Raw genomic sequence first — 13724 nt, forward strand, 5'->3', positions numbered from 1 at the left:
GCACGTCCTCATGCCGCCACCGGGTAGGTGCCAAGCACCTTGTAGAAAGCGCACAGCTGCTGCAGCTCGCCCAGCGCCGCGGCCACGTGCGGCTGGGCCGTGTGGCCCTCGATGTCGATGTAGAAGTTGTAGTCCCACTGGCCGTTGCGCGCCGGGCGCGATTCGATGCGGGTCATGGAGACGGCGTGGTCCTTGAGTGGCACCAGCAGGTCGTGCACCGCACCGGGGCGGTTGGGCACGGAGACCACGATGCTGGTGCAATCGCGCCCGCTGGGCTCTGGGTTGGCCAGCGTCTGCGGCAGGCAGATGACGGCAAAGCGCGTGCGGTTGTGCGCATCGTCCTGAATCGCGCGGGCCAGCAGGTGCAGGCCGTATTTCTGGGCCGAGCGCTCACTGGCGATGCCGGCCCAGGCGGGGTTGCCGGCAGCCAGGCGCGCGCCTTCGGCATTGCTCGAGACCGGGCGGCGCTCGGCCTGCGGCAGGTGCTTGGCCAGCCAGGTCTGGCACTGCGCCAGCGCCTGCGGATGGGCGAGCACGGCCTCGATGCCTTGCATGCCCGGCTGGGCGCGCAGCAGATGGTGGCGCACCGGCAGGCTGATCTCGCCCACGATATGCGCAGGCGTGCGCAGGAACAAATCCAGGGAGCGCGTCACGACGCCTTCGTTGGAATTCTCCATGCCAACCACGCCATATTCCGCGGTGCCGGCCGCCACCGCATGAAAGACCTCGTCGAAGTTGCCGCAATAAATGGTGTCGGCGCTGCTGCCAAAGTACTCGATCGCTGCCTGCTCGCAGAAAGTGCCTTCCGGCCCGAGGATGGCAACGCGCTGTGGCGCCTCCAGCGCCAGGCAGGCGGACATCAGTTCGCGCCAGATGGCGGCGACATGGCTGTCCTTGAGCGGTCCGGGGTTGGTGGCCTGGATCTTCTGGATGACCTGGGCGACCCGGTCCGGGCGAAACAGCGGGCTACCCTCGCGCTTCTTGACGTCGCCGACCTGCTCGGCAAGGTGGGCGCGTTGGTTGAACAGACTCAGCAGCTGCTGATCAATCTGGTCGATCTGCGTGCGCAAGCGCACGAGTTCAGGAGAGGCTTGGGGCTCTGGCATGGGGTGAAAGGGTTCTGCGTTCGGCGTCGGGCGTGGAGCGTCGGGCGCTCAGTGCCGCATCGGGCGGCTCACGCCCGCTGCCGTTCAAATTCTCGCATGTACGCCACCAGCGCCTGCACGCCCGCCATCGGCATCGCGTTGTAGAGGCTTGCGCGCATGCCGCCCACGGATTTGTGACCCTTGAGTTGCAGCAGGCCGCGCTCCTTCGCGCCCGCGAGGAAGGCATCGTTCAGCTCATCGTCGGCCAGCAGGAAGGGAATGTTCATGCGCGAGCGGGCATTCATGGCGACCTTGTTGACGTAAAAGCCCGATTGGTCGATGAAGTCGTAGAGCAGCGTGGACTTGGCGATGTTGCGCGCCTCGATGGCGGCGATTCCGGTGAACTTGCCCTCGCGCTGGCGCTTGAGCCATTGAAAGGTGAGGCCTGCGATGTAGATGCCCCAGGTGGGCGGCGTGTTGTAGCGCGAGTCGGCGTCGGCAACGTTCTTGTAGTCAAAGGCGCTGGGGCAGATCGGCAGTGCGTGGCCGATCAAGTCCTCGCGCACCACGACCAAGGTCACACCTGCGGGTCCGAGGTTCTTCTGCGCGCCGCCGAAGGCCAGGCCCACGCGGCTCCAGTCCACCGGGCGCGAGGCGACGTGCGAGGAAAAATCGATCACCAGCGGAGCGTCGCTGCCCAGGGCTTTGAGGTCGGGCAGTTGCTGGAATTCGACGCCGTGGATGGTTTCGTTGCTGCAAATGTGCACGTAGCTGGCGCCGCGCGAGAGCTGCCAGGTGGACGGATCGGGCAGGGTGGTGAAGCTCGATGCCTCGCCCGAGGCGGCGGTGTGCACCTCGGTGGCGTATTTGCCTGCTTCCTTGCGTGACTTCTGGCTCCACGAACCGGTCACGACGAAATCCACCGTGCCCGCGCGTGAGAGGTTCAGCGGCACGATGGCGTTCTCGCCTAGCCCCCCGCCTTGCATGAACAAAATCTTGAATTCGGGCGGTACGGCCAGCAGCTCGCGCAGGTCGGCTTCGGCCTGCTCGCAGATGGCGATGAATTCCTTGCCGCGATGGCTCATCTCCATCACGCTCATGCCGCTGCCGTGCCAGTCGAGCATCTCGGCGGCCGCTTGTTGTAGCACTTCTTCGGGAATCGCGGCGGGGCCGGCGGAAAAATTGTAGGGACGGGTCATTTTGAATGAAATAAGGCTCTGACGCTTGCTTGGCAGGCGCAAGCAGCTATCAAATCAGGTATTTTCCTCGGCGCTGTCTTCGCCTGCATCGTTCTCGACGATGCGCTGCAGGCCGCTGAGTTTGGCCCCTTCGTCCAGGTTGATCAGCGTCACCCCTTGGGTGGCGCGACCCAGTTCGCGGATCTCGGCCACACGCGTGCGCACCAGCACGCCGGTGTCGGTAATGAGCATGATTTCATCGTCGGCGCGCACCAGCGTGGCGGCGACGACGCGGCCATTGCGCTCGCTCTGCTGGATGGCAATCATGCCCTTGGTGCCCCGGCCATGGCGCGTGTACTCGGTGATGTTGGTGCGCTTGCCGTAGCCGTTCTCGGTGGCCGTCAGCACGCTTTGCGACTCGTCCTCGGCCACCAGCATGGCGATCACGCTGTGGCCGTCTTCAAGCGTCATGCCCTTGACGCCACGGGCGTTGCGGCCCATGGGGCGCACGTCGTTTTCGTCAAAGCGCACGGCCTTGCCGCCGTCAGAAAACAGCATCACGTCGTGCTGGCCGTCGGTCAGCGCGGCGCCGATCAGGAAATCGCCTTCATCGAGGCCCACGGCAATGATGCCAGCCTTGCGCGGGTTGCTGAAGTCCGACAGCTGCGTCTTCTTCACCGTGCCCATGCGCGTCGTCATGAAGACGTAGTGGTCGTCGGGGAAGCTGCGCATCGCGCCCGTCAGCGGCAGCACGACGTTGATTTTTTCGCCGTCCTGCAGCGGGAACATGTTGACGATGGGCCGCCCGCGCGAGCCGCGTGAGCCGGCGGGCACTTCCCAGACCTTGAGCCAGTACAGGCGCCCCCGGTTGGAGAAGCACAAAATCCAGTCGTGCGTGTTGGCGATGAAGAGCTGGTCGATCCAGTCGTCTTCCTTGGTCGCCGTGGCCTGCTTGCCGCGCCCGCCGCGCTTTTGCGCGCGGTATTCGGACAGGGGCTGGCTCTTGATGTAGCCGGTGTGGCTGAGCGTCACCACCATGTCGGTGGGCGTGATCAGGTCTTCGGTCGAGAGGTCTTGCGCGCTGTGCTCGATTTCGCTCCTGCGCGCGCCCAGCTTGGTCTGGCCGAATTCGGTCTTCACGGCCGTGAGTTCTTCGCCAATGATGACGGCCACGCGCTCGGGTTTGGCCAGGATGTCCAGCAGGTCCTCGATGACCGCCATGATGTCCTTGTACTCGGCGACGATCTTGTCCTGCTCCAGGCCGGTCAGGCGCTGCAGGCGCATTTGCAAAATCTCTTGCGCCTGGGTTTCCGACAGCCGGTACAGGCCATCGCCCAGCAGGCCGAATTCGCGCTCCAGCCCTTCGGGGCGGTAGTCGTCGGCATTGACCACGTCGCCATCGGCGCGGGTGCGGGTGAGCATCTCGCGCACCAGGGCACTGTCCCAGCTCTTGGCCATCAGCTCGGCCTTGGCGACCGGGGGCGTCGGAGCGTTGCGGATGATGCGGATGAAGTCGTCGATATTGGCCAGCGCCACGGCCAGGCCTTCGAGCACGTGGCCGCGCTCGCGGGCTTTTCTCAGCTCGAACACGGTGCGGCGCGTGACGACCTCGCGGCGGTGGCCGATGAAGACCTCGATCAAGTCCTTCAGGTTGCACAGCTTGGGCTGGCCGTCGACCAGCGCCACCATGTTCATGCCAAAGGTGTCCTGCAGCTGCGTTTGCTTGTACAGGTTGTTGAGCACCACCTCAGGCACTTCGCCGCGCTTCAATTCAATCACCAGGCGCATCCCGGACTTGTCCGATTCGTCCTGGATGTGGCTGATGCCCTCCAATTTCTTTTCGTGGACCAGCTCGGCCATGCGCTCTTGCAGCGTTTTTTTGTTGACCTGGTAGGGCAGCTCGTCCACGATGATGGCCTGGCGCTGGCCGCGGTCGATGTCCTCGAAATGCACCTTGGCGCGCATCACCACACGGCCACGACCGGTGCGGTAGCCGTCTTTCACGCCCTGGATGCCGTAGATGATGCCAGCGGTGGGGAAGTCGGGCGCGGGCACGATCTCCATCAAATCGTCCACTGTTGCGTCAGGACTACGCAGCAAATGCAAACAAGCGTCAACGACTTCGTTCAGATTGTGCGGCGGAATATTCGTCGCCATGCCCACGGCAATACCGGCGCTGCCGTTGACCAGCAGATTGGGCAAGCGCGCGGGCAGCACCAGCGGTTCTTTTTCGCTGCCGTCGTAGTTGGGGCCGTAATCGACCGTTTCCTTGTCGATGTCGGCCAGCATTTCGTGGGCGATTTTCGACAATCGGATTTCGGTGTAACGCATGGCGGCGGCGTTGTCGCCATCGACCGAGCCGAAGTTGCCCTGGCCGTCCACCAGCATGTGGCGCAACGAGAAATCCTGCGCCATGCGCACGATGGTGTCGTACACCGCGCTGTCGCCGTGCGGGTGGTATTTACCGATGACGTCGCCGACGATACGCGCCGACTTCTTGTACGGCCGGTTCCAGTCGTTGTTGAGCTCGTGCATGGCAAACAGCACGCGCCGGTGCACGGGCTTCAAGCCATCGCGCGCATCCGGCAGGGCGCGGCCCACGATCACGCTCATGGCGTAATCGAGATAGCTGCGACGCATCTCCTCTTCCAGGCCTATGGGCAGGGTCTCTTTGGCGAATTCAGGCATCACGAGCGATCAAAAACTCCGGGGTTGGGGGGATTTTAGGGGTAAGCATTTGTGGCTATTGGGCAACAGGTTGCGGTTTGTCCGTAGCGCAGGCGACGTCCATGCACGATCGCCACCGCATTATTGGTAGCGCCTGTGGCACAATCACCTCAACGTTTTTAGTGCGGTTCACTGACGACGTGTTCTGTTCGCAGCGCGGCTGCGGTTTTTATTTCCCAAGAGGAGAACCATGAAAAAACTGAACCAAGTGGCAGTGCTGTTGGCCTCTGCCGTGCTGGCTGCTTCGGCCACTGCCCAAGTCAAGGCGGCCGATGGCGGCAAAGTGATTGACAACTGGGTGAATGGCACCGGCGAGCTGGTCTGGAAGAACGGCACCAACGAATTGTGCTGGCGCGATGCCACCTGGACGCCCGCCACCGCTGCTGAAGGCTGCGACGGCGCGCTGCAAAAGGCTGCTGCTCCTGCGCCTGCTGCTGCGCCCGCGCCTGCTGCGGCTCCTGCGCCTGCACCGGCCCCCGCTCCGGCCGTGGCCAGCAAGGTCACCTACGGCGCCGACGCCTTCTTTGACTTCGACAAGTCCGTCCTGAAGCCCGAAGGCAAGGCCAAGCTCGATGATCTGGTCTCCAAGATCAAGGGCATCAACCTGGAAGTGATCGTGGCCGTCGGTCATACCGACTCCATTGGTTCCAATGCCTACAACCAGAAGCTGTCGGTGCGCCGTGCCGAAGCCGTGAAGGCCTACCTGGTGTCCAAGGGCATCGAAAAGAACCGCGTCTACACCGAAGGCAAGGGTGAGACCCAGCCTATCGCCAGCAACAAGACGGCTGAAGGCCGCGCCAAGAACCGCCGCGTCGAAATTGAAGTGGTGGGCACGCGCGCCAAGTGATCCATCTTGCGCGTCAAGAAAAAGCCCCGCGATGCGGGGCTTTTTCATTGGTGCTTTTGTGAAGGGTGACGAGCCTTACCCCCGGCACTGGTTCCACAGTTGGGGCTGCTTGGTTCCCCACCTGACCCGGTTGGCTGCTTCGCCATGCGGGGAGGCCCGTCGCTTTCGATTGTATGCGGGCAAACTGCCCGGTCAGACAAATCAACGCACATAGAATCAGTCGCCATGTCTTATCTTGTGCTCGCCCGCAAATACCGTCCTCGCAACTTCGCGGAAATGGTGGGGCAGGAGCATGTGGTGCGCGCGCTCACCAATGCGCTGACGCAGCAGCGCTTGCACCATGCCTACATGTTTACCGGCACCCGCGGGATCGGCAAGACCACGGTGTCGCGCATTCTGGCCAAGTCGCTCAACTGCGTTGGGGTGGATGGTCTGGGCGGGATCACCGCGCTGCCCTGCGGCGTTTGCGCAGCCTGCACGGCGATTGATGGCGGGCGCTTTACCGATTACATCGAGCTCGATGCCGCCTCCAACCGTGGCGTGGATGAGGTGCAGGGCTTGCTCGAACAGGCAGTTTACAAACCGGTGCAGGGGCGCTTCAAGGTCTTCATGATCGACGAAGTGCACATGCTCACGAACACGGCGTTCAATGCCATGCTCAAGACGCTGGAAGAGCCACCTGAATATCTCAAGTTCGTGCTGGCCACGACCGACCCCCAGAAGGTGCCGGTCACGGTGCTCTCGCGCTGCCTGCAGTTCAACCTGCGCCCGATGGCGCCGGAGACCATTCAGACGCACTTGGCACAGGTGTTGCAAGCCGAAGCGATCGCCGCAGAACCGCAGGCACTGCGGCTGATTGCCAGCGCCGCGCGCGGCTCCATGCGTGACGCGCTCAGCCTCACCGACCAGGCCATCGCGTTCGGCAGCGGCAGCCTGCAGGAATCCGCGGTGCGCCAGATGTTGGGCAGCGCTGACCGCTCTCACGTGCTGGCTTTGATTGACGCGCTGGCGCACACCGACGGACGCACGGTGGTGGATATCTCGGAGCAGTTGCGGATGCAGGGCCTCTCGGCCGCCTCCACGCTGATGGAGATGGCGGCTGTGCTGCAGCGCATGGCGGTGCTGCAGGCGGTTCCCGATGCAGAGAACGCAGCGGGTGGGGCCGGTCCGGAGGCTGCTGCGCTGGCCCGGCTTGCGCAGGCGCTGCCTGCGGACGAAACGCAGTTGCTCTACAGCATCTGCCTGCATGGCATGGATGAGCTCGGCCTGGCGCCCGACGAGTATTCGGCGCTGACGATGGTGTTGCTCAGGCTGCTGGCTTTCAAGCCCGCGGGCGACGGCGCCGAAAAAAAAAAGCTGACGGCGCCTGAAGCGGCGCTGTCTGCGTGCGCAGTGCCCGCGGCGGAATCGGGAGAGCAACGCGCCGTTCCTCCCCCGGTGCAGGAGCCAACGCACGCGCCTTTGCGTCTGCCCGTGCGTTCTGGCAAGAATTTCGATCAAAATCCGGCTCCAGCGCAAGAAAAAAAAGCGCCGGCAGCTATCAAAACCATAGATATTCCTGTCCGTGAGGTGCCTGAGCAAGCCTCGGCGGAGGCAGCCCAAGCAGCGGTTGCGACGGCGCCAGTCAGCTCGACCGAAGAGGGCGCGTTCTGGCACGCCCTGGTGCAGGAATTGGTAGCGCAGCAGAAAGTCAACGCGCTGACACGCGAGCTGGCGTTGCAGTCGCAGCTGGTGGCGCGCGATGGCAAACACTGGCATTTGCGCGTGGACAACCTGTCGCTCAACCAGGCTACGGTGCGCGAACGGCTGTGCGCTGCTTTGCAGGAGGCTGGACAGGCCGACACCATCAGCGTTGAGCTGGGGCCGGTGAGCGACAGCCCGTCGCAACGCAATGCGCAGGTCGCTGCCGCGCAGCAGGCGCAGGCCGAGGCTATCGTCCGCAACGATCCGCAGGTGCAGCGGCTGATGCGCGATTTCGGGGCGAAAATCGTGCCCGGCAGCGTCAAGCTCGCATAACCATTTCAGTTCACAAGGAAAAACACATGTTCAACAAAGGACAGCTCGCCGGCCTCATGAAACAGGCGCAGGCCATGCAGGACAACCTCAAGAAGGCGCAGGACGAGCTCGAGCACATCGAGGTGGAAGGCGAATCGGGTGCCGGCCTGGTCAAGGTCGTGATGACCTGCAAGCACGATGTCAAGCGCATCACCATCGATCCCAGCCTGCTCGCGGACGACAAGGACATGCTGGAAGACCTGGTGGCGGCCGCGTTCAATGCGGCCGTTCGCAAGGCCGAAGAGACCTCGCAGGCCAAGATGGGCAAGATCACCGCGGGCATGCCGGGTCTGCCGGGTGGAATGAAATTCCCGTTCTGACCGCCAGGCGCGCGCCGTGTCGGATACGGGCAGTCTGGAGGCCCTGATTCAGGCGCTCCGGCGCTTGCCGGGGGTGGGTGTCAAGTCGGCGCAGCGCATGGCCTACCACCTGCTGCAGCACGACCGATCGGGGGCGCAATTGCTCTCCCATGCGCTGCAGCAGGCCGTGGAGCGGGTGGGGCACTGCGAGCGCTGCCACACCTTCACCGAGCGCGCCCTGTGCGCCATTTGCAGCGATGAGCAGCGCGATGCCACGAGGCTGTGCGTCGTCGAAACGCCCGCCGATCAAGCGGCGATGGAGCGCACGGGCGCCTTCCGCGGCTTGTATTTCGTCCTGATGGGGCGCCTGTCGCCCCTGGATGGTGTGGGGCCGCGCGATATCGGCCTGCAGCAGGTGCTGGCACGGGCGGCCGATGGCACGGTGCAGGAAGTGATCCTCGCCACCAGCTTCACCGCCGAGGGTGAGGCGACCGCGCATGCGCTGTCGCAGGCGCTGCAGCGCCGAGGTGTGCGCGTCACGCGTCTGGCGCGCGGGGTTCCCGTGGGCAGCGAGCTGGAGTATGTCGATTTGGGCACCATTGCCCATGCACTAGCCGACAGACGCTAGTTTTTGAGTAGCGTTTTGAGTTGGTACAGCGCATCCAGCGCCTCGCGTGGCGTGAGCTGATCGGGGTTGAGCCGCTCCAGTGCCAGCTCAGCAGCGCTGACCGGGGTTTCCGGCGGCGCTGGCGGCGGCGTGAACAGGTCGGCCTGGGGCAGCGCCTCCTGTGCCCTGGCTTCGAGCGCGCTCAGCGCATGTCGCGCATGCTGCAGCACGGCTGCAGGCACGCCGGCCAGCTTGGCTACCTGGATGCCATAGCTGCGGCTCGCGGGTCCGGCCTGGATTTCGTGCAGAAAGACGATGTCCTGGCCGCTCTCCACTGCGCTCACATGCAGATTGATGGCGCGCCTGGCGCTGGCGGGCAACTCGGTGAGTTCGAAGTAATGCGTGGCAAAGAGCGTGAATGCGCGGCACTTGTCGTGCAGGTGCGTGGCGATGCTGGAGGCCAGTGCCAGCCCGTCGAAGGTGCTGGTGCCGCGTCCGATCTCGTCCATCAGCACCAGGCTTTGCGCCGTGGCGGCGTGCATGATTTGCGCGGCTTCCACCATCTCCAGCATGAAGGTCGATTGCGCATTCGCCAGATCATCCGCCGCGCCGATGCGGGTGTGGATGGCGTCGATCGGCCCCAGGCGGCAGCGGCTCGCTGGCACATGGCTGCCCATGCTGGCGAGCAGCACGATGATGGCCACCTGGCGCATGTAGGTGGATTTGCCGCCCATGTTCGGGCCGGTGATGATCTGCATGTGCTGGTTGGCGTGCATGCGGGTGTGGTTGGGGATGAAGGCGCCGGCCGAGCTTTGCGCCAGGCGTGCCTCCACCACCGGGTGGCGCCCGGCTTCAATGTCGATGCAGGGCTCGTGGGCAAACTGCGGCGCGCACCAGTTCAGCGTCAATGAGCGCTCGGCAAGGCAGCACAGCACATCCAGCTGCGCCAGTGCCTGCGCCACCTGCATGAGTGGCGCAATCTGTGGCTGCAGTTGGCCCAGCACCTGCTCGTAAAGCCATTTTTCACGCGCCAATGCGCGCTCCTGCGCCGACAGTGCCTTGTCCTCGAAGCCTTTGAGCTCGGGGGTAATGAAGCGCTCTGCGTTTTTCAGTGTCTGGCGGCGCTGGTAATCCTCGGGCACCTTGTCCAGGTGGCTGCCGGTCACCTCGATGTAAAAGCCGTGCACCTTGTTGAACTGCACGCGTAGATTGGGAATGCCGGTGCGCTCTCTTTCGCGCGTCTCCAGATCGAGCAGAAAGCCGTTGCAGTTCGTCTGAATGGCGCGCAGCTCGTCGAGTTCGGCATCAAACCCGCTGGCAATCACGCCGCCATCGCGGATGAGTGCGGCGGGTTCGGGCGCTATCGCCGCATGCAGCAGTGCAGTGGCCTCCACAGGCGGTTGCAGTTGTTGAAAAATCTGAGTCAAATAGGGCTCTGGCGCTTGACCGTATTGCGCAATGCGCTCCGTTTTTTCTAGTGTCTGGGTGAGCGCGGTGAGCTCTCGCGGGCGCACCTGCCGCAGCGCGATGCGAGCGGTGATGCGCTCCACGTCCGCCACCCCTTTGAGTTCGCTGCGCAGCGCCTGCCAGTGACCCGAGCGCAGCACCTGCGTGGCCGAGAGGCGTTGGCGCGCCGCGCTGCGGTCGCGCGCGGGCTCCAGCAACCAGGCGCGCAGCAGACGGCTGCCCATGCCGGTCATGCAGCTGTCCAGCAGTGAGAGCAGGGTCGGAGACTCCTCGCCACGCAGCGTGCGCACCAGCTCCAGATTGCGCACCGTGCTTGCCGGCAGGCTGATGAGCGCATCGCTCTTTTGCACCGCAACGCCGTGCAGGTGGGTGATGCTGCGCCCCTGCGTGTGCTCGGCATACTGCAGCAACGCACCCGCGGCGGCGTGGGCCTCGTGCAGCGCCTGCGCATCCCAGGCGGCGAGCGTGGCGGCGCCCAGGTGCTCGGTCAGGGTGCGCTCGCCCAGCGCGCCATCGAACTGCCAGTCCGGGCGCGGCGTGATCGGGCAGGCGAGGGCGCCGCTGGCGCGCAACTGCTGCAGGTGCTGCTCAAAGCGCTGCGTGAAGCCGGCGCTGTAAATGACCTCGCTGGGTGCGATGCGGCTGAGCCAGCCGCCCAGTTCATCCACGGCACATTCCGCCAGAAACACCCGGCCCTGCGTGACCGAAAACCAGGCCAGGCCGCAGCGTGCGCGCTTGCCTTGGTGCAGGGCCAGCAACAGCGATTCACTCTTGTCATTGAGCAGCTCGGTATCGGTGAGCGTGCCGGGCGTGACCACCCGAACCACCTTGCGCTCCACCGGGCCCTTGGTTTGCGCCACATCGCCCACCTGCTCGGCAATCGCCACGGATTCACCCAGTTTGATGAGCCGTGCCAGATAGCTCTCCAGCGCATGAAACGGCACGCCTGCCATCACCACCGGCTGCCCGCCCGATTGGCCGCGCTGCGTCAGCGTGATATTGAGCAGCCGCGCGGCCTTTTCGGCATCGGCATAGAACAGCTCATAAAAGTCGCCCATGCGGTACAGGAGCAGCGTCTCAGGGTGCTCGGCCTTGAGCGCCATGTATTGCGCCATGATCGGCGTGTGCGTAGAGAAGTCTAATTTATCATTTGAAATCAACAACTTACGGACTCCTCAATCGCTTCTTGGTGTAATTTTGGTGTAATCCGAGCCATGTTTTGCATGCCCTCCCAGATGCGCTCAAGTTCCCTGGAGGACTCCGTGTCTATCCATCGTCCGTAGACCGTCACCAGCATCGAGTAGTCCTTGTGCCCCATCTGGTTGGCGATGAAGGCCAGGTTGCCCCGGGCCGTCAGGTTCCAGCAGGCGAAGGTGTGGCGAGTCTGATAGGCCGGCCGTGCACGAATCTCCGCGCGCCGGATGAGGTTGCCCCACTTAGTGTTCCAGGCGCTTGGCACGAAGTAGTCGTTCACGACCGCCTTGCGTGCCTGCGTCTTCGGCGACAGGAGCACACGCACGTGGTCGATGCGCGATTCATGCCGATTGAGCCATACGGTCAGGTCGGCCGTCTCGCGCTGCTCCGCATCGGCGACCAGCACCTTCAGTGCCTCGCGCGCCGGCGGCTGCAGCAGCACGGTGCGCTCCTTCTTCGTCTTGGGCACTTTGAACGTCACCGACTGCGTTACCGAACGGCGCACCTTGATATGACTGAAATCCGGTGCCACGTCCTCCACGGCCAAGGCGCACAGCTCGCCCGGCCGAAGCCCGGTATAGACCGCCACCGTCACGGCGGCCTTGTCGATGGGATGCAAGCATCCCTTCTCGATGAGCGCCAGGTACTCTTCGTAAGTCAGCGGGTCAGGATCTTTGATGCTCTTGGTGAAGCGCACGCAATGCTTGCCGAGTTCGCCGCAGTAGTGGTTGTTCTCGCACCAGTAGAGGAAGCCGGAGAACGTCGCCAGATAGTGGTTTACCGTGGACACGGCCCGCGTGGCGATCAGGTCCACGCGCAGCTTCTGGATGTCCTCGGGGAGCAGGGCATCGACCATGCGCGTGCGGCCGAGCGTGTCCACGCAGATGTCGAGAGCGACTTCGTAGCGCGATTGTGTTTCCGGTGTGATGTCCACCGCCTTCAGCGGCTTGTAGCGGTCGCACAGTTCGCCCACACGCTTGCCGCCAAGGGGCAAGCTCGCGGCAGAGCGTGAATGCGGGAAGAAGTCGGCCTCGTTGTAGGTGCCGTTCCTCAACGCGAACAGTGCCGCGCTGCGCAACTGGTCGGCATGCTTGATGTTGTTGCGGGTCGGCTCTAGGGGAAGCGTATGGGCATGCCTATCACGCTTGTACATGAAAAAGACGCGGATCGAGTTGCCGCGCACTTCGACGCCGGGAAACCCCGTGCTGGTTGCTGCTGCCTTTGCCATGGTTTACCTCACAGGTTGCCCTTCCGTGATGCCATCGAGGGGCCACTGGCCGGTCTTGAGCATGAACAGCTCAAACAGGCCGGGTGGCATGGCTCGATCGCCGGCCTCCCATTGCTGCCACCCACGCAGGGAAGCGCGCACGGTGTGCGCGGCTTCTGTCTGCGTGAGCCCCACGGCGAGGCGGGCTTTGCGGATGGCGTCGGGTGTAGGGTCGTGAGGTTTTGGGGCGTTCATGGCGCCGGTAGCGAAAGCCCGATCCGCAGGTGCGGCCGGGAGGGAACTACGCGGGCAGATTATACGCTCAATGAGTGCATAACCATTTTCTTGGATCGCCATCATGGCCGTCGTCTTGCCGAAGGGGCTAGAAGGAGTGGGCAAGTGCATCGCTCTCGACCCAGCGCTCGAACTCGCCCAGGTTCACGAAAATTCGTCCGTCAGGGGCCTTCCGCCAGATGCGGCCCTCGATCCAGATGCCGCCCTTGATCTTGTGCCGCACGGCGTTCTCGCTATAGCCGGTGATTTCGGCGAAGCGCTTGATGAGTACCCACTGGCTCGGATTGCCCATGTTGACCTCCGCTCACGACGCGACCATTCGTGCGAAAGCTCCATGGCCGGGTGTCTGGCTAAGTGTGCGAGTTGGACGCCAAACAGAAAACCCGCGTGGGCGTACCTGAGCGTAGACGGGCGTCAGCAGGCATCGACATGGCGTCCCGGCGTGCCGCCGTCGGGCTCGCGGGCTGCGCCCCGCGCTTCGTGCCGAATCGCGGCCATTCGGCTTTGATCCCTGACGCCTTCGGCCCTGACGGGCCTGCGCTCCGCTTGCCGAAAACCCCGCGTGTGTGGGGTGGTGTGAGGGGGCGGTCTTGCTGTGTCCCTTCACCGTATCACGGCGTTCTCGCCGTGCAAGGGCTGCGCGCTCAATGCGCGCTTGCGTCCTAGCGGCCGTCTGCGACCCCTGACTGCTGCGCTGCGCCGTGAGGGCGACGGTTCCGGGCAATTCCGCCCTTGCAACCGGAGAACCGTCATGAACGACAAAT

General features: G+C 64.0%; 11 protein-coding genes and 1 other RNA gene. 4 read left to right on the forward strand and 8 right to left on the reverse strand.

Translation table 11 applies throughout. The features are described from left to right. Positions 1-8 precede the first annotated feature (8 nt). From pheA to gyrA, 3 genes are all read right to left on the reverse strand, one after another. The gene (gene pheA, locus ABS45_RS09260) at positions 9-1106 is read right to left on the reverse strand and encodes a prephenate dehydratase (protein WP_291555184.1); all 1098 of its coding nucleotides are present in this window, start codon (positions 1104-1106) and stop codon (positions 9-11) included. A gap of 68 nt (positions 1107-1174) precedes the next feature. Beyond that, the gene (serC, locus tag ABS45_RS09265; RefSeq protein WP_291555186.1) at positions 1175-2284 is read right to left on the reverse strand and encodes a 3-phosphoserine/phosphohydroxythreonine transaminase; all 1110 of its coding nucleotides are present in this window, start codon (positions 2282-2284) and stop codon (positions 1175-1177) included. Positions 2285-2338: 54 nt separating this feature from the next. Beyond that, complete coding sequence (gene gyrA, locus ABS45_RS09270; RefSeq protein WP_291555188.1) at positions 2339-4951, reverse strand: DNA gyrase subunit A; 2613 nt, start codon at positions 4949-4951, stop codon at positions 2339-2341. Positions 4952-5180: 229 nt separating this feature from the next. On the opposite strand from gyrA, the gene ompA reads away from it, so the two are divergent. Next, positions 5181-5837, forward strand: a complete 657-nt coding sequence (gene ompA / locus ABS45_RS09275; protein ID WP_291555190.1) for an outer membrane protein OmpA — start codon at positions 5181-5183, stop codon at positions 5835-5837. 64 nt (positions 5838-5901) lie between these two features. Here ompA and ffs read toward each other — a convergent pair. Then, positions 5902-5998, reverse strand: an RNA gene (gene ffs / locus ABS45_RS09280) — signal recognition particle sRNA small type. Positions 5999-6062: 64 nt separating this feature from the next. Here ffs and dnaX point away from each other — a divergent pair. Genes dnaX through recR form a run of 3 tightly spaced genes read left to right on the forward strand, consistent with a single transcriptional unit; the run spans position 6063 to position 8819 of the window. Then, positions 6063-7853: a DNA polymerase III subunit gamma/tau gene (gene dnaX, locus ABS45_RS09285; protein ID WP_291555192.1), complete on the forward strand. Its 1791-nt coding sequence runs from the start codon at positions 6063-6065 to the stop codon at positions 7851-7853. Between the two features lie 26 nt (positions 7854-7879). Further along, positions 7880-8212: a YbaB/EbfC family nucleoid-associated protein gene (locus ABS45_RS09290; protein ID WP_291555194.1), complete on the forward strand. Its 333-nt coding sequence runs from the start codon at positions 7880-7882 to the stop codon at positions 8210-8212. 16 nt (positions 8213-8228) lie between these two features. Beyond that, complete coding sequence (gene recR / locus ABS45_RS09295; protein WP_291555196.1) at positions 8229-8819, forward strand: recombination mediator RecR; 591 nt, start codon at positions 8229-8231, stop codon at positions 8817-8819. On the opposite strand, the gene mutS is transcribed toward recR, so the two are convergent. The 4 genes from mutS to ABS45_RS09315 are packed head-to-tail and all read right to left on the reverse strand — an operon-like array spanning position 8816 to position 13252. After that, entirely contained in the window at positions 8816-11380 is a 2565-nt protein-coding gene (mutS, locus tag ABS45_RS09300; RefSeq protein ID WP_291555198.1) for a DNA mismatch repair protein MutS, read from the reverse strand. The genes recR and mutS overlap by 4 nt on opposite strands. Before the next feature lie 41 nt (positions 11381-11421). After that, entirely contained in the window at positions 11422-12687 is a 1266-nt protein-coding gene (locus ABS45_RS09305; RefSeq protein WP_291555201.1) for a tyrosine-type recombinase/integrase, read from the reverse strand. Between the two features lie 3 nt (positions 12688-12690). After that, positions 12691-13026 (reverse strand): hypothetical protein, encoded by a 336-nt coding sequence (locus tag ABS45_RS09310; protein WP_366246627.1) that lies wholly within the window; start codon positions 13024-13026, stop codon positions 12691-12693. A 22-nt stretch (positions 13027-13048) separates the two neighbouring features. After that, positions 13049-13252 (reverse strand): excisionase, encoded by a 204-nt coding sequence (locus tag ABS45_RS09315; protein WP_291555203.1) that lies wholly within the window; start codon positions 13250-13252, stop codon positions 13049-13051. Positions 13253-13724: the final 472 nt, after the last annotated feature.

The sequence above is a fragment of the Comamonas sp. SCN 65-56 genome, assembly GCF_001724135.1.
Classification (GTDB): domain Bacteria; phylum Pseudomonadota; class Gammaproteobacteria; order Burkholderiales; family Burkholderiaceae_C; genus Comamonas_C.